The organism is Peribacillus suis (assembly GCF_059384845.1).
This window is the reverse complement of the sequence record NZ_CM182019.1, coordinates 2,956,088-2,977,232: the sequence shown is the minus strand read 5'-3', so window position 1 is coordinate 2,977,232 and position 21,145 is coordinate 2,956,088. Positions and strand designations below refer to the sequence as shown.

Annotated in this window: 18 protein-coding genes and 1 other annotated feature; of the genes, 13 read left to right on the top strand and 5 right to left on the bottom strand. The window is 42.4% G+C overall.

Features of this window, described 5'->3' with window-relative positions:
• Positions 1 to 717, bottom strand: a complete 717-nt coding sequence (locus tag AC503W_RS14510) for a (Fe-S)-binding protein (RefSeq protein ID WP_402874462.1) — start codon at positions 715 to 717, stop codon at positions 1 to 3.
• Positions 718 to 884: 167 nt separating this feature from the next.
• Positions 885 to 1,616, bottom strand: coding sequence for a FadR/GntR family transcriptional regulator (locus AC503W_RS14505; protein ID WP_427590616.1), 732 nt, complete (start codon positions 1,614 to 1,616; stop codon positions 885 to 887).
• Positions 1,617 to 1,877: 261 nt separating this feature from the next.
• Here AC503W_RS14505 and AC503W_RS14500 point away from each other — a divergent pair, with 261 nt between their 5' ends.
• The 3 genes from AC503W_RS14500 to AC503W_RS14490 all read left to right on the top strand — a co-directional run bounded on the left by AC503W_RS14500 (position 1,878) and on the right by AC503W_RS14490 (position 6,000).
• A complete protein-coding gene (locus tag AC503W_RS14500) occupies positions 1,878 to 3,569 on the top strand; it encodes an L-lactate permease (protein WP_402874468.1) in 1,692 nt (563 codons plus the stop codon).
• A 377-nt stretch (positions 3,570 to 3,946) separates the two neighbouring features.
• A complete protein-coding gene (locus AC503W_RS14495; RefSeq protein WP_407408217.1) occupies positions 3,947 to 5,026 on the top strand; it encodes a YsnF/AvaK domain-containing protein in 1,080 nt (359 codons plus the stop codon).
• Between the two features lie 170 nt (positions 5,027 to 5,196).
• Positions 5,197 to 6,000: a general stress protein gene (locus AC503W_RS14490; RefSeq protein ID WP_407408219.1), complete on the top strand. Its 804-nt coding sequence runs from the start codon at positions 5,197 to 5,199 to the stop codon at positions 5,998 to 6,000.
• Between the two features lie 29 nt (positions 6,001 to 6,029).
• Here the strand turns inward: AC503W_RS14490 and sspI are convergent, their stop codons facing one another.
• A complete protein-coding gene (gene sspI, locus AC503W_RS14485) occupies positions 6,030 to 6,239 on the bottom strand; it encodes a small acid-soluble spore protein SspI (protein WP_402874477.1) in 210 nt (69 codons plus the stop codon).
• A 123-nt stretch (positions 6,240 to 6,362) separates the two neighbouring features.
• Here sspI and AC503W_RS14480 point away from each other — a divergent pair, with 123 nt between their 5' ends.
• The 3 genes from AC503W_RS14480 to pheT all read left to right on the top strand — a co-directional run bounded on the left by AC503W_RS14480 (position 6,363) and on the right by pheT (position 10,952).
• Positions 6,363 to 7,121 (top strand): TrmH family RNA methyltransferase, encoded by a 759-nt coding sequence (locus tag AC503W_RS14480; protein ID WP_402986562.1) that lies wholly within the window; start codon positions 6,363 to 6,365, stop codon positions 7,119 to 7,121.
• 44 nt (positions 7,122 to 7,165) lie between these two features.
• Positions 7,166 to 7,408 (top strand) — a binding site (T-box leader).
• 60 nt (positions 7,409 to 7,468) lie between these two features.
• Positions 7,469 to 8,509, top strand: coding sequence for a phenylalanine--tRNA ligase subunit alpha (pheS, locus tag AC503W_RS14475; protein WP_402874483.1), 1,041 nt, complete (start codon positions 7,469 to 7,471; stop codon positions 8,507 to 8,509).
• A 28-nt stretch (positions 8,510 to 8,537) separates the two neighbouring features.
• Entirely contained in the window at positions 8,538 to 10,952 is a 2,415-nt protein-coding gene (pheT, locus tag AC503W_RS14470) for a phenylalanine--tRNA ligase subunit beta (protein ID WP_427686741.1), read from the top strand.
• A gap of 157 nt (positions 10,953 to 11,109) precedes the next feature.
• Here pheT and AC503W_RS14465 read toward each other — a convergent pair whose 3' ends face one another.
• Positions 11,110 to 11,313, bottom strand: a complete 204-nt coding sequence (locus AC503W_RS14465) for a TOBE domain-containing protein (RefSeq protein ID WP_402874489.1) — start codon at positions 11,311 to 11,313, stop codon at positions 11,110 to 11,112.
• Positions 11,314 to 11,429: 116 nt separating this feature from the next.
• Complete coding sequence (rnhC, locus tag AC503W_RS14460; protein WP_402986558.1) at positions 11,430 to 12,389, bottom strand: ribonuclease HIII; 960 nt, start codon at positions 12,387 to 12,389, stop codon at positions 11,430 to 11,432.
• Positions 12,390 to 12,562: 173 nt separating this feature from the next.
• Between rnhC and zapA the strand changes: the two genes are divergently transcribed.
• From zapA to AC503W_RS14425, 7 genes are all read left to right on the top strand, one after another.
• Entirely contained in the window at positions 12,563 to 12,823 is a 261-nt protein-coding gene (gene zapA, locus AC503W_RS14455; protein ID WP_402874495.1) for a cell division protein ZapA, read from the top strand.
• 4 nt (positions 12,824 to 12,827) lie between these two features.
• Complete coding sequence (locus AC503W_RS14450) at positions 12,828 to 13,361, top strand: CvpA family protein (protein WP_402874498.1); 534 nt, start codon at positions 12,828 to 12,830, stop codon at positions 13,359 to 13,361.
• 212 nt (positions 13,362 to 13,573) lie between these two features.
• Positions 13,574 to 15,292 carry a DNA polymerase/3'-5' exonuclease PolX gene (gene polX / locus AC503W_RS14445; RefSeq protein ID WP_402986553.1) on the top strand — a complete coding sequence of 573 codons (1,719 nt, stop codon included), beginning with the start codon at positions 13,574 to 13,576 and terminating at the stop codon, positions 15,290 to 15,292.
• A gap of 32 nt (positions 15,293 to 15,324) precedes the next feature.
• Positions 15,325 to 17,679 carry an endonuclease MutS2 gene (locus tag AC503W_RS14440; RefSeq protein ID WP_427686738.1) on the top strand — a complete coding sequence of 785 codons (2,355 nt, stop codon included), beginning with the start codon at positions 15,325 to 15,327 and terminating at the stop codon, positions 17,677 to 17,679.
• Between the two features lie 65 nt (positions 17,680 to 17,744).
• Complete coding sequence (locus AC503W_RS14435; RefSeq protein ID WP_402874507.1) at positions 17,745 to 18,152, top strand: DUF350 domain-containing protein; 408 nt, start codon at positions 17,745 to 17,747, stop codon at positions 18,150 to 18,152.
• Between the two features lie 196 nt (positions 18,153 to 18,348).
• Positions 18,349 to 19,101 carry a GNAT family N-acetyltransferase gene (locus tag AC503W_RS14430; protein WP_427686736.1) on the top strand — a complete coding sequence of 251 codons (753 nt, stop codon included), beginning with the start codon at positions 18,349 to 18,351 and terminating at the stop codon, positions 19,099 to 19,101.
• Positions 19,102 to 19,465: 364 nt separating this feature from the next.
• A complete protein-coding gene (locus AC503W_RS14425) occupies positions 19,466 to 21,133 on the top strand; it encodes a propanediol/glycerol family dehydratase large subunit (RefSeq protein ID WP_402986547.1) in 1,668 nt (555 codons plus the stop codon).
• Positions 21,134 to 21,145 lie beyond the last annotated feature (12 nt).

The window sequence follows — 21,145 nt, the reverse complement described above, 5'->3', positions numbered from 1 at the left end:
TTAAATGCTATTTAATACTTCCGCAATATGTAAAACCTTGATGGGTTGCCCTTTACGTTGGATACGGCCTCCGATATTCATTAAGCAACCAGCGTCTCCGCCGATAAGAAAGTCGGCTCCGGTATCTTCCACATTACAAGCCTTTTCCTCTACCATTTGTCCGGAAATGTCTCCCATCTTGACTGAAAAGGTCCCCCCAAAGCCACAACAGTTTTGGGCGTCCGGAAGCGGTGTCATTTCCAGTCCCTTAACATGGCTCAATAAAATGGCAGGAGCTTCTTTCACTTTGAGCAATCGAGTCATATGGCATGATGTATGATAGGTCGCTTTACCTTCAAGCTTAGCACCGACATCCGTCACCTTTAGTACATCCACGATGAATTGAGTCAGTTCATATGTTTTTTCTGCCAATGCAACAGCTTTCTTTTCCCAAACCGGATCTCCTTTAAAAAGAACCGGGTACTCTTTGAACATAGCTGCACAGGAACCAGAAGGGGTGACAATATATTGTGCATCCTCAAATGTATGGATCATCTTTTTCATTGCTTCTTTTGAATCCTTTGTATAGCCGCTATTATAAGCCGGTTGTCCACAGCAAATCTGTGATTCCGGAAAGTCAATTTCACAACCAAGCCTTTCGAGCAGTTCCACCGTCGCTTTTCCGACATTGGATTGAAATAAATCCACTAAACATGTGGCGAATAAAGTCACTTTCATAATTTTTCCTCCTTTTTCAAATGAGTTAACAGGTCATCTGATGACTAAAACAGAAAAAGGAAATGGTTGAATAACTTGCCATTTTCCCTAGAAACATGGAATCTTTTTCAGAATAATATATCAAATTCTGTATAATTTGTATAGTTCATTTTTAGTAATCGTGCGTATTATTGATTTTTCTCACTGGTTTGGAGGATGAATTTATCAAAAGATTCCTCGACATTTTGCAAATGGAAAAGCATGGCATGGCGGGCGCCGGCTTCGTCCTTGTCGACGATTGCTTGGTAAATTTGGGTATGTTGCTGATAAAGCCGTTTAAGGGACATTTCTTCAGAATAGAGAGCAAGACGTCGAATGTCACGCATCTTTTCGGTCATCATCACTGACACCTGGCTCATCAATGTAATGAGCAACTCATTTTTAGAAGCGTTCGCAATGGTCACGTGAAACCCTATATCAGCTCTATCACTCAATGCTTCATCGTCGGCTACCTTTAGCATTTCCGCAAGCTTCGTCTCCATTTCGGCAATGTCCTCAGCGGTCCGCTTTTTAGCGGCTAACTCGGCAGTTCCAGATTCAAGTATTTTTCGGACTTCCAGTAAATCTTTAATATTTTCTTTATCCATCAACAGAGCTGTAGTCAATGGGTAGTTCATGATGCTAGGGTCGAAAGTTTTCACGAATGTTCCTTCGCCCTGCTTAATTTCAATGAGCCCCATCGAGCTAAGAGCACTTAATGCTTCACGAATGGCCGGGCGGCCGACCTGGAAATTTTCCGCAAGCTGTTGAATGGAATCTAATTTATCGCCCGGTTTCAAAGTACCGGAACGGATCATTTCATACAGTTCATCACTGACTTCTTCATAAATTTTCTTTGGTTTGATTTTTTTGTAGGCCAAGTAGGAACACCCCGATTTTCTTTGCTTTTTCTAGTTATCTTTATTATATAACACATTGTTGGTTTCTCATCTGTCGATAAGGAAATATGATCAAAAAATAAAAAAACCTTGATTTTCCATTTCTAATCATTTACCTTAAATAAATAATCATCAAGTCATCTGATGACTTCCAGCAATATGAAGAAATATAATTATGAAAGGGTTTTCACTGAATATAAATATCTGAAAGTTTGAAAAATATAGTGAATGGAGTCGAAACGAATGACATGGACACAGAACTTTACACCGATTCTTGATAATCTGGTACTATCATCTCTAGTAGCGCTTATACCCATTTTGTACTTTTTCTGGGCTCTTACCATCAAACGGATGAAAGGATACCTAGCGGGTTTGACAACCTTGCTTGTTGCTTTTGTAACTGCCGTTTTCGCGTATGGGATGCCGGCAGGAAAAGTCGTGATGTCTGCTTCTCAAGGGGCCGTTTACGGACTGTTGCCTATCGGATGGATCATCATCACATCCGTATTCTTGTACAAGATGACTGTGAAAAGTGGGCAATTTGACATTATCCGATCTTCTGTCCTGTCCTTGACGGAAGATCGCCGCCTTCAAGCTTTATTGGTGGCATTCTCATTCGGGGCCTTTTTAGAAGGGGCGGCTGGATTTGGTGCACCAGTGGCCATTTCTGCAGCTCTTCTGGTGGGACTTGGATTTAATCCGCTATATGCAGCGGGAATCTGTTTAATCGCCAATACGGCACCTGTTGCATTCGGTGCGGTCGGGATTCCGATTATTGCGATGGAAGGACCTACTGGTATTGCGGCTATGGAAATATCCAAAATGGTCGGTCGTCAGTTACCTTTCTTGTCGGCTTTCATCCCACTATATCTCATCATGATCATGTCTGGATGGAAACGGACGATTGAAGTGCTGCCGGCTGTCATCGTTTCCGGTCTATCTTTTGCCATTACCCAATATGTAAGTTCGAATTTCCTTGGACCTGAATTACCGGATATTCTTTCTGCATTAGTATCATTGTTTGCCTTAGCCATCTTCCTGAAATTCTGGAAGCCAAAAACGATTTTTCGATTCAAGTCGGAAGAAACGGCAGCAGCTGTTGAAGAATTCGCTTCCGAACAAGAAACAGAGAAAAAGTATACGAAATGGCAGATATTCCATGCGTGGTCTCCATTCCTTCTGTTGACGGGTTTTATTTCCATTTGGGGATTGAATCCAATAAAGCCGGCATTATCCGGTCATTATGAGGGAACGAATGCCATTTTAAAAGGAATCAATGAAATTGGTAAACTATTAACTTTCCAAATTGAAGTGCCTGGTTTGCATAATGAAATTATTGGTAGCAATGGCCTGCCCATTGCAGCTTTTTATAAAATCGAACTGCTCGGTACAGCAGGAACGGCCATTTTACTGGCGGCCATTGTGACAAAGTTCATCGTACATATGTCTTCAAAAGTATTCTTGGATACATTTGTGGAAGCCATGAAAGAATTAGCCAAGCCAATCTTGATGATCTCCTCTGTCGTTGCTTTCGCTTATGTGACGAATTCTTCGGGGATGTCGACGACCTTGGGCATGACACTTGCAAAGACCGGAGACTTCTTCCCGTTTTTCGCACCGGTCCTTGGCTGGTTAGGTGTGTTCATTACAGGTTCGGATACATCTGCCAATCTATTATTTGGCGGTCTGCAAAAAGTTACCGCTTTAAAGATTGGAATGGAGCCGGTATTGGCGCTCGCGGCGAATTCCTCCGGGGGTGTAACCGGAAAGATGATTTCCCCTCAGTCGATTGCCATCGCTTGTGCGGCTGTCGGACTGGCTGGTAGGGAGTCCGAATTATTGAGATTCACCCTCAAGCATAGTTTGTTCTTATTGCTTCTTGTATGTATTATCACGTTCTTGCAAAATGGCATCCTTTCTTGGATGATTCCATAATGAGAGTAAAACCCCCTCCTGCTTTAAGGATAACCTTAAACAGGAGGGGGGTTTTTTTGTTTCTAAAATTCTAGTTGGGGAGATTTGGAGACACTTCTTTAGTAGGTAGGACGCCTATATATAGAAGAAAGCGAATCTATTGAGTTTATGAAAACTAGTAAAATGGGGGTATTGATTCTAAACATTACATTTATATAATGCTTGCATCCCTAGTCCAGATGGGGTCTGGAGGGAAAAGGCATTCGTTTTTTGAGAACGTAATGTAATGTTATAACACAAATGTAATATGGCTTATTCGTTTAGTTCGCATACTAACGGGTACATTCTAAATATACCAACTACCAAATACATCGATAAAATACGAGGAGGAATTTAATATGAATAAGACAGTTTATGGAGTATATGAATCTAATGCAGAAGTGATCCAAGCAATCAATGCACTTAAAGCGAAAGGCTATGAAGGGGAAGATATAACGGTTGTAGCAGACAAAGAAGAAACACTGGACTTTACGAATCAACAAAGGGAAACGGATGTCCATACCATTACGAATGCATCACATGATGATAGCTTTATGGACAAGGTGGCACGCTTCTTCATGCCAGATGAGCATGCGAACCTTTCAACGAAACTAGCGGATGCAGGGCTTTCTAATAGTGAAGCAGCTGAATACGTGTATGATGTAGAACGAGGAAAAGTGTTGGTTTTAGTTGAAGAAGGCAAAGGTCATCTAACTGCACCAAGAGATTCATTCAAGGCTGGAACAGAAGGAAGCACCCGTCCGGTTGGAAAGACGTTGGATAGCAACTCGGAAAACCCACGTTTCAACGGAACTGAACAGAATGGTTTGTTGAACGATAAGGATACTTCTGTCATGAATGGCCGTGGTCGTGGAACGACAGAAGATGAAAAAACGATTCGACTACGTGAAGAACAGTTGAATATTGATAAAGAAAGAGTTCAGGCAGGCGAAGTCGTCATCGATAAAGAAGTGAAGGAACAGCAAAAAACCATTAATGTTCCGGTTGAGCACGAAGAAGTAACGATTGAACGTCGGCCTGTTACAGGTAGAGAAAGCGGACTGGAAGCAGGAAGCATTAAAGATGGGGAAACTGTAAGAATTCCAGTTGTTGAGGAAAAATTGGAAGTGACCAAAAAACCGGTGGTCACTGATGAAATTGTCATCAAGAAACAAGTGGTACAAGATACTGAACAAGTTCAGGATACTCTTAAAAAAGAAGATATCCAGCTTGATAGTAGTGATTCATCCATCGTACGTGAAAAAAATCTAGGTGAAACGACCAAGAGAGATGCTTTAAATAAAACGGATTCAGTGAAGAATCGCGATTCTCTCAATACCGGAAGAGTCAATACTGGGGTCAATACCGGAGTAGGGCATGACCCATTAGAAGAAAAGAGAAATGTGAAAACCCTTGAAGAACAACAAAAACTTCGTTAAGGGATTAATAGAGAATGATCTGCCGTTTACGAGACGGCAGGTCTTTTTTTAGGTGCATGACGAGTGGAATTAAATCCTTATCGACTGGCTAGAGCTTGATTTTTGTTTAATTTTGGGTGGTAAGGGTATAACAAGATTAAATAGTAATGCTACAAAAGGAGGAATAATTCATGGGAAAAACATTGCATGGTGTTTATGATTCTAGTTCCGAAGCAAACAAGGAAATCCAGGCGCTTCATTTAAAAGGATGGGATAGTGAGAAAATCACCGTAATCGCGAATAAAAAAGAAGATGTGGCTTTTGTGAACAATAGCCAGAATGAGGACGTCGATATTATCACGAACCAGGATGATGATTCATTCGTAGAAAAAGTGAAACACTTCTTCTTGAATGAAGGATCCGGTGATATCAGAAATCGTTTAGGGAATCTGGGTTTAGCCGATAGTGAAGCCACGGCTTATATAAATGAAGTTGAAGCCGGGAAGTTCTTGATTCTTCTTGACGACGAGACCCCAATAGAGACCGAAGATCATATTACCTCCCAAGAGAATAACCCACTTAAAACCGGTATCGTGAATAATCCGGATCCGAATCTTTTCCCGGAAACGACGGCGAATGCCTATCAAGCAAGTGAAGTAGAGGCACAGCCAGGTAAAGGCGAAGAGCTTCATGGAAATTCAACCAACATCTATGATAATCAAGAGATGGGATCGAATCGGGCACAGGAGAAGGAGATGAAGTCGAATTCCACGGAGCAGTATAAGAAGCCAAGACCAGAGGATTATGAGGGAACGATAGCGAGCGATCCCCATGCAGATCCGTTTTCCGCTGACACCAAACATTCACTGGATGTAGGAGACGCACTGAATCGGACCACGGCTCCCGGGGACGGAAAGGTGCCACAAGATAGCGATGAGAACCCTGACTTAACGGACCCATACATCAAAAATCGCATTAATACGGATCACTTATGAGCCGAAAAAATAACAGCCGTGGATGGCTGTTATTTTTTTAATCCAGATTCAAGAGCCGTAATCATTTCCTGCTTTTCCTGTTCGGATGAATTTTCCCAGATGACTTCGAATAATACGCCAAGACCTGGTAGCATTTTTTCCTCACCATTTTGAATCGCATCGACTATCGTATCCTCTAGCTGTTCTTGCGTATTTCCGGATACATTCTGAATAATGGCATTGCGTAAATTTAAATTCATGATTTTTCCTCCTCTAACACATAATGACTCACATCACTAGCATTTCACAAACAGGCATTCAATATGTATACGAATTACGTTATAATAGGATAATTAGCGTGAAATATTAAAGGAGCGTTTACCTTGAAATATATTGAGTCTGTAAAAAACCCTCAGGTGAAGCAGTGGAAAAAATTATTAACCAAAAAAGAACGGGATAAAACCGGTACATATTTAGTAGAAGGTTTTCATCTTGTTGAAGAAGCATTGAAGGCAGAAATCGTCATGGAAGTAATCGTAAATGAAGAAACAGAAATGCCGGCCCATTTTTCGCTTGAAGGCACGGATGTCATCTATGTGAAAACTGATATCATGAAGGCGATTTGCGATACGGAGAGCCCACAAGGAATAGCCGCTGTCTGTGAACAGAAAACCATGAGCATGTCTTCCATCAATCCGGACAAACTACTGTTGATCGATGCGGTGCAAGATCCAGGCAATATCGGCACGATGATCCGGACAGCTGATGCAGCCGGAATCGATGCTGTCATTCTAGGAGAAGGGTGTGCCGATTTGTATAATCCGAAAGTGGTCCGTTCCACGCAGGGAAGCCTGTTTCATATGCCGGTGGTTAAAGGGAATCTTTCCGAGATCATTGATGAACTGAAGCAACAAGGCATGCCGGTTTATGGCACGGCCTTAGAAGGTGGCTCGCCCTTTGAAGAGGTGGAAAGGTCTTCGCGATTTGCACTGCTCGTCGGTAATGAAGGCCAAGGAGTTTCCAAGGAATTATTGGCGAAAACGACGAAAAACCTTTATATTCCGATTTACGGGAAAAGTGAATCACTGAATGTCGGGATCGCGGCCGGTATTTTAATGTACTATTTAAGAAAATCAATTTGAAACGGCCGTTCATTTATAATATAATGAAACAGAATTTTATAATGAAAACAACAATGACAAAGAGTAGTAACTTAAGACATCCATAACCAGGGAAAAAATGCCGTGACTGAAAGCATTTTTATGGCACTGCTTAAGGGAATTCACCTTTCGAGTTGGCATTGGGAAGACAGAGTGTCTGAAAAATGTTCCGGTGAAGAGCCGTTATTTTTTATGAGTGAGTGCTTCATGCTTTTTAGCAGATAGCACTAATAAGGGTGGTACCGCGATACATAAACCTCGTCCCTTTCTGGGAGTGGGGTTTTTTTGTGTTCATTTTTACAAAAGGAAAACTAAAGGAGGAAGACATGATGCAGGAACGTTTACTAGAACTGCAGGAAGAAGCGTTGCAAAAAGTTGCCGCAGCTTCCGAACTAAAAGAACTGAATGAAGTCCGTGTTGCTTATTTAGGGAAAAAAGGGCCGATTACAGAGGTATTACGCGGAATGGGGAAATTATCAGCTGAGGAACGTCCGAAAATCGGAGCGCTAGCTAATGAGGTCCGTGGAGCCATCGCGTCGAAAATCGAGGAAAAACAAGCGGCATTAGAAACAGCTGCCGTTAATAAGAAGCTTGCAACAGAAACGATTGACGTGACATTACCAGGCCGTCCGGTTAAGAAAGGAAATCTTCATCCATTAACACGGGTCGTCGAGGAAATTGAAGACCTATTCATCGGTATGGGATACACAGTGGCTGAAGGTCCTGAAGTCGAAACGGACTATTACAACTTTGAGGCATTGAACTTGCCGAAGAGCCATCCAGCACGTGATATGCAAGATTCATTCTACATAACGGATGAGATTTTGATGCGTACCCACACGTCTCCAGTACAAGCAAGAACGATGGAAAAACATAAAGGCCAAGGTCCGGTTAAAATCATTTGTCCAGGTAAAGTGTATCGTCGTGATAATGATGACGCAACGCACTCGCATCAATTCCAGCAAATTGAAGGCTTGGTCATCGATGAAAACATCAGCATGAGCGACCTGAAAGGAACACTTGATGTATTTGCTAAGAAAGTATTCGGCCAAGACCGGGAAATCCGTCTTCGTCCAAGTTTCTTCCCTTTCACGGAGCCATCAGTAGAGGTGGATATCTCATGTAAAATCTGTGGCGGTAAAGGTTGTAATGTATGTAAACAAACAGGATGGATTGAAGTGCTGGGTGGAGGAATCGTTCATCCGAATGTCCTTGAAATGGCTGGATTCGATTCGAAGAAATACTCCGGATTCGCTTTTGGAATCGGTGTAGAACGGATCGCGATGCTAAAATACGGCGTGGATGATATCCGTCACTTCTATACAAACGATGTTCGTTTCTTAAAACAATTCCATCATCATGAAGCATAAATTTTAATTTGAAAGAGGAGGACCTACCATGTTTGTATCATATAAATGGTTGCAGGAATATGTAGACCTTTCCGGCATCAATGCAACTGAGCTTGCGGATAAAATCACGAAGAGCGGCATTGAGGTTGAAGGGGTAGAAAAGAAAAGTGAAGGGCTTAAAGGGATTGTCATCGGACACGTACTAGAACGCGAACAGCATCCGAATGCCGATAAACTGAATAAATGCCTGGTTGATATTGGAGCGGAGGCCCCTGTACAAATCGTCTGTGGAGCCCCGAACGTGGATAAAGGCCAAAAAGTAGCCGTAGCGACTGTTGGCGCTGTACTTCCAGGTAACTTTAAAATCAAGAAAGCCAAGCTTCGTGGAGAAGAATCTCACGGAATGATTTGCTCGCTTCAAGAATTAGGTTTCGAATCCAAGATTGTATCTAAAGATTATGCAACAGGCATTTTTGTATTCCCTAATGATGTGGAAGTTGGCAAAGATGCACTAGAAGAACTTGGTTTAAGCGATGAAGTGCTGGAACTTGGTTTAACGCCAAACCGATCAGATGCTTTAAGCATGCTGGGTGTTGCTTATGAAGTCGGGGCCATTCTTGGTCGTGATGTGAAATGGCCAGTCATCGAAAAAGAAGAAGCAACGGAAAAAGCCACTGATTATATTAACATCAAAGTGGAAGCAAAAGAAGATAATCCATTATACATCGCTAAAATCATCAAGGACGTAAAAGTAGGTCCATCTCCACTCTGGATGCAGACCCGCCTTATGTCAGCAGGCATTCGTCCGCATAACAACGTGGTCGATATTACGAATTACATTTTACTTGAATATGGTCAGCCACTACATGCCTTTGATTATGATCGTTTGGGTTCAAAGGAAATTGTCATCCGTAAAGCGAACGAAGCAGAAAAGATCGTTACTTTGGATGAAACGGAACGTACATTATCGCCAGATCATCTGGTCATCACGAACGGCACCGAGCCAGTTGCGATTGCAGGAGTAATGGGCGGGGTAAACTCAGAAGTGAAGAATGATACAACGACCGTCATTATCGAAAGTGCTTATTTTGCCGGGACGGTTGTACGTAAAGCTTCGAAAGATCATGGGTTACGTAGTGAAGCAAGTGCCCGTTTTGAAAAGGGTGTCGATCCAGCTCGCGTGCGTGAAGCTGGAGAACGTGCAGCTCAATTGATTGCACAATATGCAGGCGGAACGATTCTACAAGGAACGGCAGAGGTTGATGAACTGACAATGGAGCCGGCTGTCATTAGCATTACCCTTGAAAAAATCAATACGCTTCTTGGCACGGATATGTCTGTTTCTGAAGTGGAATCCATTTTCAAACGTCTTCAATTTGGAGTGGCTCTGGACAATGAAACGTTCACGATCACCGTTCCTACACGCCGTGGAGATATTACGATTGAAGCGGATTTAGTGGAAGAAGCTGCCCGTCTTTACGGATATGACAACATTCCAGCAACATTGCCGGTTGGTGCCGCGACTCCTGGCCAATTGACGGATTATCAAATGAAACGTCGTAAAGTCCGCCGTACCCTTGAAGGAGCAGGACTGTATCAAGCGGTTACGTATTCGTTGACAAGCGAGGACAAAGCGGCTCAATTTGCATTGAACGCCCGTGATTCCATCCGTTTGGCCATGCCGATGAGTGAAGAACGGAGCCAGTTGCGTTTAAGCATCGTTCCACAATTATTAGAAGTCGTGAAATATAATAATGCTCGCCAGCTTGACTCACTTGCTCTATATGAAATTGGTTCTGTCTTCTTCAAAAAAGACAATCAAGAGCTTCCTGAAGAGAAAGAGCATGTAGCTGGAGTTATTACAGGGTTATGGGAATCTCAACCTTGGCAAGGGGAAAAGAAATCGGTTGATTTCTATGTAGCAAAAGGCGTGATCGAAGCAATTTTCGATACGCTGGGGTTAACTGATCAAATCAGCTATCGCCAAGCGGAAATCAAAGATATGCATCCAGGACGGACAGCGGAAGTACTATTACATGGTGAAGTAATCGGCTTCATCGGCCAAGTGCATCCAACCGTTCAAAAGGATTTGGATATTAAGGAAACATACATCTTCGAACTTTCATTCAAAGCTATGGCTGAAGCGGAAGTGGCGCCGATTGCGTATCAAACGATCCCACGCTATCCATCGACCACACGCGATATCGCGTTAGTAGTCGAGCAAGCAGCGAAAGCCGGCGACATCCAAAATATTATTTTGGAAGCGGGTGGCAAGTTATTGAAAGAAGTCAGTATCTTTGACTTATACGAAGGTGAAAAAATGGAAGAAGGCAAGAAATCTATCGCTTTCTCATTGAAATACTTCGATCCGGAACGTACATTGACGGACGAGGATATCACCAAAGCGCATGAAAAAGTGCTTGCAGCGGTTAAAGAAAAAGCCGGAGCAGAATTACGAGGATAAGATCGCATCAAAAAAGGCAGCCTCCTGACATTTCAGGAGGCTGTTTTTCTGGGTGTAACGCCTTCGATTGACAGCATGCAAATTTAAAAGAAGACTCTCACTCACTTCTCTAGAATTAGAAAGGTGGGTGAGAGTCTTCTATTAGGATATGTATCAGTTACTTGGCAATCATGATGGAACTTGCTTTGATGATTGCTGTCGCCTGATCATCCACTTTTAGATCCATTGATTCTGCAGAAGCCGTTGTAATGCTGGATACGATGTCTACACCATTGATACTCATGGTTATTTCAGTTGAAATAGGTCCTGTTTTAACTTCAGTGATTCTTCCACTTAATTGGTTTCTTGCTGATAATTGCATGAAGACCGCCTCCTAATAATATGTACTTTCTTATAGTCGACAAGATCTTCTGAATACATTCATCTTACTATCATAAGAAGCAAGCCCAAAGGCATTTACGTTTCCAATTCCCGTTCTCATTTCCCGTATTTCTTGTGATATATTTTTTTTGCTTTTTCCGTATTGGCAAAATGTGTTTTCGTAAAGTCATTCAAGGCGTCGATCCCTTTTTCATGGATTAAGCGTGCCGCTGCCTCGTCGACGGCAAAGCCTGCTCCTTTGGGGATTCTAAAACCGGCCTTTTCGCTCAATAGGTCAAAGCGTTTCACAAATGCGTAACGAGCCAGAATCGAAGCGGCCGCAACGGAAAGATGAATGCCTTCCGCTTTCGTGCATAAATAGGTAGCGTTAGCCTGAAAGGGCTCCTGGCCTTTCAAATAATTGAAAAATACATTTGGCTGGGCGAATTGGTCTATCAGGACCGCCTCCGCTTGCTCTGGCTGTATTTTTTGAATAAGGTGCTTGATGGCTTGATTATGGAGGAGTGCTTTAATCTTTCCTTGAGACATCCCTTTTGCCTGAAGCATATTGTATTTCGGATTATCACACGTCAACAGGCTAAATGGGACAACATCCTTGATTTGTTTAGCAATTTCGATGATTTGTGGATCTTTCAGGTTTTTTGAATCTTGAACACCGAGTTCTTTCAATAAAAGTAGCTGTTCTTTTTTTGCATAGGCAGCAACGACGGTAATGGGGCCAAAATAATCGCCGGTCCCGACTTCATCAGAACCAATAACCGACATCGTGGCAATGTTGGCCGGTGGCAAATAACGATGAACTTTGACTGTGGTAGTGGAAGAAGAGTCCGGCTTCTTCTTCGGTGCTACTGCATCCTTTTGCCATTTTGCAGCTTCCAATTCTGCATTTTTTCCCTGAAACAGGACCTTTCCGGATTTATAACCGGTTACGGTACAGAGCGGGGGCTTGGCTGAAAATATACTCCCAGGTGGAAGCTTTGCAACTGAGCTATTCATATAATGGGCTTTCATTGCTTGGATTTGGACAGGACTTGTAAGTAATACAACATGGGACATAATTAATGGACTCCTCGCTCAATTTGATTTATTAAGGGATCATTCATACTAAAGGAATTTATAACTGACAAATTATTGCAATTTTTATGCGAGAAATGACGATGTACTCTCTTTCATGACGAAAAAGTTCATGATATGATAGAAATAGGATTGTTTAGATTGGAGGCATCATTTTGTCAGACGATAAACGAAATAAAACGACAGTTGACATATACGGACAACCATATACAATCGTCGGTACGGAAAGCGCGAGTCATATGCGCCTAGTTGCTTCGATGGTCGACGAGAAAATGAGAGAAATCAGTATGAAAAACCCACATTTGGATACGAGTAAGCTTGCGGTACTGACCGCAGTGAACACGATCCACGAATATATTAAATTAAAAGATGAACTGGACCAGCTTCAACTGGAATTAAAGAGAGAGAAGGACTGAGTACATGCTTGATTTAGCAATTCTGGCCATTCTTTTAATCGGTGTATTAATCGGTTTGAAGCGTGGCTTTATTTTACAACTGGTTCATATGACAGGTTTTATCGTAGCTTTCATTATTGCCTATGTCTTCTATGGGGATCTTGCCCCCAACTTGAAAATGTGGATTCCATTCCCTTCCATAGGTGATTCTTCGACGCTTAATATGTTTTTCGAATCGGTTGGGCTTGAGACGGCTTATTACAATGCCATCGCCTTTGCCATCGTGTTCTTTGCCACTAAGATTCTTTGGCAAATGCTTGGATCAATGCTCAATTTCATCACCTACCTGCCGATCCTAAAACAGTTGAATCGTTGGGGAGGCGCGATATTGGGATTTGCCGAAGTCTATCTTATCATGTTTATTATATTATACATAGGTGCCTTGCTGCCAATGGATTCCATCCAGGAACCGCTTACCGGCTCCTTCCTGGCAGAATCAATCGTGAAACATACTCCGTTCCTATCCGAACAGGTGGAAGACCTTTGGTTTAATAAGTAAATTCATAAGCGCATTAAATTGGGGTCCATTACCTTTCAAAGTTGTAAACCGTCATCTTTGGAAGGGCGGGCCCTTTTCTGTGGATCAGCCTGGAATTACCTAATCGTTGATTCGTATAAGTAATAATCGAACGGCTTGTACTTTGGCGTTAAGAAAGGTATCTTTAAGAAAGTATCCAAGGGAGTTTCCCTACTAATTTTGGTGGTGAAAAAATGACAATCAATAAAAAAGATATTATAAAATTATTAGAAAAGATAGCCATATACATGGAACTTAAAGGAGAAAATCCGTTTAAAGTATCGGCTTTCCGCAAGGCGGCTGGTGCATTGGAAACCGATGACCGGAGTCTAACGGCCATCGATGACTTTACGGCGTTGAATGGCATCGGGAAAGGGACGGCATCCGTTATTGAAGAATTTATCAATGAAGGGAAGTCGACCGTTCTTGAAGAGCTTCAGGAGCAGGTGCCGAAGGGCTTGATACCGCTTTTACAACTTCAGGGATTAGGCGGTAAAAAAATCGCCAAGCTACACAAAGAATTACATATTAATGATGTGAATGACCTTAAACTGGCATGTGTGGAGGGGCGTGTCGCGGCTCTGACCGGTTTCGGTAAAAAAACAGAAGAAAAGATCTTATCAGCCATTGCCGAGGCTGGATCAAGGCCTGACCGTCTTCCACTTGCTTTCATGAGACCGATTGCTGACGATATCGAGATGGCGATTGGCAATATGGAGCATATCACGCGCTCATCAAGAGCCGGCAGTATGCGAAGAATGAGGGAAACGGTTAAAGATCTTGATTTCATCATATCCACGGACCACCCCGAAGAGGTGAAGGAACAGCTTCTTTCATTGCCTGGCATTAAGCAAGTCATTGCCGCAGGTGATACAAAGGTTTCGGTCGTCCTTGATTATGAATATGATATTTCTGTCGATTTCCGGATCGTGCAGGATAAAGAGTTCACCACGACTCTTCACCATTTCACCGGTTCGAAGGATCATAATGTACGTATGCGCCAGTTGGCTAAAGAACGGGGAGAAAAGATAAGTGAATATGGCGTGGAGGTAGCTGAAACGGGAGAAATTCTGACCTTCGAAACAGAAGAGCAATTTTACAATCATTTCGGCATCCCGCTCATTCCACCCGAATTACGTGAAGATGGGACGGAAGTGGAACAGTACAATGAAAGTGAACCGCTTATAACGGTAGAAGATATTCAGGGTGACCTGCATATGCATACCACTTGGAGCGATGGTGCTTATTCGATTGAAGAAATGGTTGAAGCATGTCGGGCCAAAGGCTATAAATATATGGCTATCACTGACCATTCACAATACTTGAAAGTGGCGAATGGCTTGACTGCAGAGCGGTTGCGCGAACAAAAACAGATCATTCATGACATTAATGAAAAGTATGATGATTTTACGGTCCTATCAGGAATCGAAATGGATATCCTTCCAGATGGAACCCTTGATTACGATGATGAATTGCTGGCAGAGATGGACTTGGTCATCGCCTCCATCCACTCGAGCTTTTCTCAGCCACGGGAAACGATCATGGAACGATTAAAAACGGCATTGAATAACCCGCATGTCGATATTATTGCCCATCCGACAGGAAGAATCATCGGCAGACGAACAGGATATGATGTCGATATGGATATGCTAATTGAACTGGCACGCGAGACGAATACGGCACTTGAGTTGAATGCTAACCCGAACCGTTTGGACTTGGCTCCGCCTCATCTACGTAAAGCGCAAGAAGCGGGCGTGACGGTTGTGATCAATACTGATGCCCATAGTATTGATATGCTTGAACATATGCCGGTTGGCGTATCTTCTGCTAAAAAAGGATGGATTAAAAAAACAACGGTTCTTAACGCGATGGATACGGATGGTTTATTGACGTTTTTAAAGAGAAATGACTAATTATTTACTCACTGAGGAGGAGTCTTAACTCCATGCATAATAAAGCTTTAAAGACATTGGAATTTGATAAAATTAGAGAACAATTGGTTTCCCATGCTTCGTCTGCAATCGGGAAGGAGAAGGCACAGCAATTAATGCCTTCCACCGACTTCGAGGAAGTATCGAGATGGCAGGATGAAACGGATGAGGCGGCTAAAATTGTCCGGTTAAAAGGTAATCTACCATTGGGAGGGATATTCGATATCCGCCTGCAGGCTAAAAGGGCGCAAATCGGTGGCATGTTATCCCCGATGGAATTGATGGAAACGGCTAGCACCATTCGTGCTGGTCGGATCCTGACTCGATTTTTCGAAGAAATCGTGGAACAGGAGATTGAAGTTCCGCTATTGGCTGAGTTTATCGATTCGCTTCATCCCCTGATTGATTTGCAACAGGAAATTACCTATGCTATTAGCGAACATGGGGAAGTGATGGATTCGGCAAGTGATAAGCTGCGCACGCTTCGTAACCAGATTCGCACGAATGAAAGCAGGGTTCGTGAAAAACTCGAAAGCATGATTCGTTCTTCGAATGCAACGAAAATGTTGTCAGATGCCATCATTACGATTCGAAATGACCGCTTTGTCATTCCTGTAAAACAGGAATACCGTAGTGTGTATGGTGGAATCATCCATGACCAATCTTCATCAGGACAAACGCTGTTCATTGAACCACAGGTGATTGTCCAATTAAATAATGTCCTTCAGGAAACACGTGTAAAGGAAACACAGGAAATCGAACGCATTTTGGTCGAGATTTCCGAAAAAGTAGGCGAGTTCACTCCAGAACTATTCCATAACGTCAAGGTGCTTGCCCATGTGGATTTCCTTGTTGCAAAGGCAAAATACGCCAAAGCGATAAAAGGGTCGAAACCACGTTTGAACAATGAAGGCCGCGTGAAACTATTCAAGGCGAAACACCCGCTTATTCCAGCGGATGTAGTCGTTGCCAATGATATCTTCCTTGGAGAAGATTTTACGACGATTGTCATCACCGGACCGAATACAGGAGGTAAGACAGTAACACTCAAAACAATAGGCATTTGTACGTTAATGGCCCAGGCAGGTCTGCAAATCCCTGCTCTTGATGGTTCTGAAACGGCCGTATTCTCCTCCATCTATGCAGATATCGGGGATGAACAGTCAATCGAACAAAGCTTGAGTACGTTCTCTTCCCATATGGTCAATATTGTCGATATATTAAAGAATGTCGACCATGAAAGCCTTGTATTGTTCGACGAACTTGGAGCGGGAACCGATCCTCAAGAAGGTGCCGCACTGGCGATCTCCATATTGGATGAAGTCTACAAGCGTGGTGCGCGCGTGATTGCCACCACTCACTATCCTGAGTTGAAAGCCTATGGGTATGACCGTGAAGGCGTCATTAATGCAAGCGTCGAATTCAACGTCGAGACTTTGAGCCCAACCTATAAGCTCCTTATCGGTGTTCCTGGTCGGAGTAATGCATTTGAAATTTCCAAGCGTCTTGGTTTGGAAGAGAGCGTCATTAGCAATGCCCGCAGCCATATTGGCGAGGATACGAATAAAGTCGAGAATATGATAGCTTCTCTTGAAGATAGCCGTAAGAAGGCAGAAGAAGAGGAACTAGAAGCAGCCGAGCTTCTAAAACAGGCCGACATTCTGCACAAGGATCTTCAAAAGCAAATGGAACAGTATAATGAAGAACGAGATGCGATGGGTGAAAAAGCGGCCAAAGAAGCAGAGGCAATCGTTGAACAAGCGAAAAAAGAAGCGGAAGCGATCATTGCTGACTTGCGCCAACTCCGTTTTGAAAAGCATGCCGATGTAAAAGAGCACGAACTGATCGATGCGAAAAAACGGCTGGAAGAAGCAGCGCCAAAAGTGAAGAAGTCAACCAAAAAAGCAGCTAAGCCTTTGGATAAAACTCTGAAACCTGGAGATGAAGTGAAGGTTGTAAGCTTTGGACAAAAAGGTAGTCTGATTGAAAAAGTCTCAAATAATGAATGGCAGGTACAAATCGGCATCATGAAAATGAAGGTGAAAGAGTCCGACCTTGAATTCATTAAAACGACAAAGGCGAAAGAAACGAAGCCGTTAACCACGATCAAAGGTAGAGATTATCATGTTAGCCTGGAGCTAGACCTTCGTGGGGAACGATATGAAAGTGCATTGTCGAGAGTCGAAAAGTATGTCGATGATGCATTGCTGGCAGGATATTCGCGTGTGTCCATCATTCATGGTAAGGGGACGGGTGCGCTCCGGTCCGGGGTTCAAGAATATTTGAAGAATCACAGATCAGTCAAGAAAATCCGTTTCGGGGAAGCTGGAGAAGGCGGAACTGGTGTGACGGTCGTAGAATTTAAATAAAGGAAAGTGGCCATTCAGGCACGCTGCTTAGCAGGAATGGCCGAATACCGTTAGGGAGTTGTCTCATGGAGAACATATGGGAAAATGAGTATGTGTATATAGCAGCCAGATATAGTGTCGTTATATTATGCATAATTGTTTTTTTAGCCGTTTTTGAACTTGTCACCAAGTACAAAAACTGGGAGGAAATCAAACAGGGGAATTTATCTGTCGCGATGGCCACCGGGGGCAAGATTTTTGGAATCGCCTATGTGTTCCAACAGTCCATTCTCCATCAGAACTCGCTACTTACAATGATAGGCTGGGGTGTATACGGTTTTATCCTGCTACTCATCGGTTATTTTATTTTTGAATTTATGACCCCGGGATTTAAAATAGATGAAGAGATACAAAAAGATAATCGGGCAGTGGGATTTCTTGCGATGATCATTTCAATCGCCCTATCCTTTGTCATCGGCGCTGGAATATCTTAATGTCCTGCATGAGAGGGAGAAAACTGTGGAGAAGCTTGCAAAAGTTTTAATTATTTGTTGCGGAATTTTTTTTCTGCTCGGAATCATCTATATGGTATTCTTGACCTGAAAAGAAGCGGCCGTTGCGTCGCTTCTTTATTTGGGTTCTTTTTTTTATATAATTATTTACGAAGCCTAGTACATGGAGGAAGAAATAATGGTTCAGCCTAAACTGATAAGGAAAATTGAAGAGCTATCAATGAACGCTTTGCCGGCATTGCAAACGCAGTTGTGTGATGGGTGGGTTTTACGCTTTGCCGATGGGTATACCAAAAGGGCAAATTCGGTAAATCCCCTTTATCCTTCTTATGAAGATGTGAATAGAAAAATAGAATCTAGTGAAAAAGCTTTCTTGGAACGGAACATCCAAATGTCTTATAAAATCACTCCACTGGCTAGTCCGGACGATTTAGACGATACCCTTGAAGCCTTGAATTATAGTATCGAAAGTAGGACCAGTGTGCAAGCTTTGTCATTAGCACATATGGAATTACCGAGTGGAACCAATGTGCTCATATATAACGAGATGCCAGAAGCGCGGTTTGCAGATTTTTGTAGATTAAATAACATACACAAAAGAAATCAGCCCATTTTCAGGAAGGTGCTGGAACAAATCATTCCAACTACCTGTTTTATCTTTTTGACGGATGAAAAGGAGAAAACGCTAGCATGTGGACTCGGTGTTCTGGAGGATGAATACATAGGTCTATTTAATATCGCCACCGAGGAGGCCTACCGAAACCGGGGCTATGGAACGAAACTCGTTACAAATCTCCTGTATTGGGGAAAGGAGAATGGAGCGAATAACGCCTATCTCCAAGTGGTGTTAACGAATGAACCTGCACGGAATCTTTATGCAACATTAGGTTTCGAAGAACTCTATCGATATTGGTTTAGGGTTAGAAATTAAATGAGTGTAGGAGTAGAGATACTCCTTTTTTGTTTACTCAGATATAAAAATGAATGTCAACGTTCCTAAGATACGTTTGCTCTCTCCCCAGAGTATAAGTCTTAGTTGGTAATTGATAAATAGCCAAAAGCATAAAAAATGCTAATGAATGTAAAATGCGTCTAGATACATTTATTATTCTGAAAATTATAATAAATTAAACGAAATAAAATTTAGGGGGATGGTGTCAAAAATAAGTTGTTGAATAGTAGATTACTTAAAGTTGCATATTGGAGGCTTTATGATTATCCAAAAAGATTGGCCTTTAGAAGTCTTTCGTTTATGAAAGCATAATATAAATAATCATAGAAAGAGGGTATCGCTTATGCAACGCTCAAAACGATTTGAGATTTTAGAAGAAAGACCGGTCAATAAAGATGGATTCGTAAAAGAATGGCCTGAAATGGGGTTTGTTGCCATGTCAAGCCCTAATGATCCTAAGCCGTCTATTAAGATAAAAAATGGCCAAATAATAGAGTTGGATGGAAAAAAACGAGAAGATTTTGATATGTTAGATCAATTTATTGCAGATTACACAATTGATTCAAGCTTAACTGAACAAGTCATGGCTCTTGATTCTTTGGAGATTGCTAAGAAACTTGTAGATATAAACGTTTCAAGGTCAGAGATTGTCAAATTGTCAAAAGGGCTCACTCCCGCAAAAGTACTAGAAGTACTCAATCATATGAATGTGGTTGAAATGATGATGGCTTTACAAAAAATGAGAGCAAGGAAAACACCGTCTAACCAATGCCATGTGACCAATGTACGCGATAATCCTGTATTAATGGCAGCGGATGCTGCAGAAGCGGGTCTCTACGGATTTGATGAACAAGAGACAACCGTTGGTGTTGCCCGTTACGCACCCTTTAATGCATTAGCCTTACTAGTGGGTTCCCAAACGGCAAGGAATGGAATTTTAACGCAAGATTCCTTAGAAGAAGCAACTGAACTTCGCTTAGCGATGCTGGGAATGACTTCCTATGCGGAAACTGTTTCAATTTATGGTACGGAATCTGTTTTTATGGATGGAGATGACACGCCATGGTCGAAATCATTTTTAGCTTCAGCCTATGCTTCACGTGGGGCTAAAATGCGTTTTACATCAGGTACTGGCTCTGAGGTGCAAATGGCGGGAGCAGAAGGGAAATCCATGCTTTATTTAGAGATTCGATGTGTGATGATGGCAAAAGGGGCAGGCGTTCAAGGGTTGCAAAATGGATCAATCAGCTGTATTGGCATACCAGCCTCCGTACCAAGCGGAATCCGGGCCGTCTTAGCAGAAAACTTAGCTACTACATTATTTGATATGGAAGTAGCTTCGGGAAATGACCAAACCTTTTCTCATTCGGAAATTCGACGTAGTGCTAAAATGCTATGTCAAATGCTTCCTGGTACGGATTTCATTTTTGCTGGATTCTCGGCTGTACCAAATAACGAAGATATGTTTGCAGGATCTAATATGGATTCAAGCGATTTGGACGATTACTTAATTATCCAACGAGATATGATGGTGGACGGTGGATTAAAACCAGTGGATGAAGAAAGCCTTATCAAAGTACGTTATGAAGCTGCTAAAGCATTACAGGTTATTTTTGAAGAACTGGGCTTCCCAGTGATTACAGATGAAGAGGTAGAGGCAGCCACATATGCTAACAGCAGTGAAGATATGCCACAACGAAATGTAGTCGAAGATTTAAAGGCTGCGGAACGGATTTTAAGAGATGGGATTTCTGGTTTCGATGTGGCTCTCATCCTGGCCAAGCGTGGTTATCGACAAACAGCTGAACGAATTTTCAATATGTTGAAACATAGGGTAGCTGGTGATTATTTGCATACATCTGCCATTATTAATAAAGACAATGTGGTTATAAGTGCGGTGAATGATGAAAACGATTACATGGGACCCGGGACTGGTTATCGACTTAGTCCGGAAAGATGGGATGAAATAAAAGATATTCGTCAAGCCATTAGTCCGCAAGATTTTGATTAAGGAGGAATGGAA

Coding starts and splice junctions, on each gene's coding strand:
- AC503W_RS14510 (WP_402874462.1), bottom strand. CDS start 717: ATGAAAGTGACTTTATTCGCCACATGTTTAGTGGATTTATTTCAATCC.
- AC503W_RS14500 (WP_402874468.1), top strand. CDS start 1,878: ATGACATGGACACAGAACTTTACACCGATTCTTGATAATCTGGTACTA.
- AC503W_RS14495 (WP_407408217.1), top strand. CDS start 3,947: ATGAATAAGACAGTTTATGGAGTATATGAATCTAATGCAGAAGTGATC.
- AC503W_RS14490 (WP_407408219.1), top strand. CDS start 5,197: ATGGGAAAAACATTGCATGGTGTTTATGATTCTAGTTCCGAAGCAAAC.
- sspI (WP_402874477.1), bottom strand. CDS start 6,239: ATGAATTTAAATTTACGCAATGCCATTATTCAGAATGTATCCGGAAAT.
- pheS (WP_402874483.1), top strand. CDS start 7,469: ATGCAGGAACGTTTACTAGAACTGCAGGAAGAAGCGTTGCAAAAAGTT.
- pheT (WP_427686741.1), top strand. CDS start 8,538: ATGTTTGTATCATATAAATGGTTGCAGGAATATGTAGACCTTTCCGGC.
- AC503W_RS14465 (WP_402874489.1), bottom strand. CDS start 11,313: ATGCAATTATCAGCAAGAAACCAATTAAGTGGAAGAATCACTGAAGTT.
- rnhC (WP_402986558.1), bottom strand. CDS start 12,389: ATGTCCCATGTTGTATTACTTACAAGTCCTGTCCAAATCCAAGCAATG.
- AC503W_RS14450 (WP_402874498.1), top strand. CDS start 12,828: ATGCTTGATTTAGCAATTCTGGCCATTCTTTTAATCGGTGTATTAATC.
- polX (WP_402986553.1), top strand. CDS start 13,574: ATGACAATCAATAAAAAAGATATTATAAAATTATTAGAAAAGATAGCC.
- AC503W_RS14440 (WP_427686738.1), top strand. CDS start 15,325: ATGCATAATAAAGCTTTAAAGACATTGGAATTTGATAAAATTAGAGAA.
- AC503W_RS14435 (WP_402874507.1), top strand. CDS start 17,745: ATGGAGAACATATGGGAAAATGAGTATGTGTATATAGCAGCCAGATAT.
- AC503W_RS14430 (WP_427686736.1), top strand. CDS start 18,349: ATGGTTCAGCCTAAACTGATAAGGAAAATTGAAGAGCTATCAATGAAC.
- AC503W_RS14425 (WP_402986547.1), top strand. CDS start 19,466: ATGCAACGCTCAAAACGATTTGAGATTTTAGAAGAAAGACCGGTCAAT.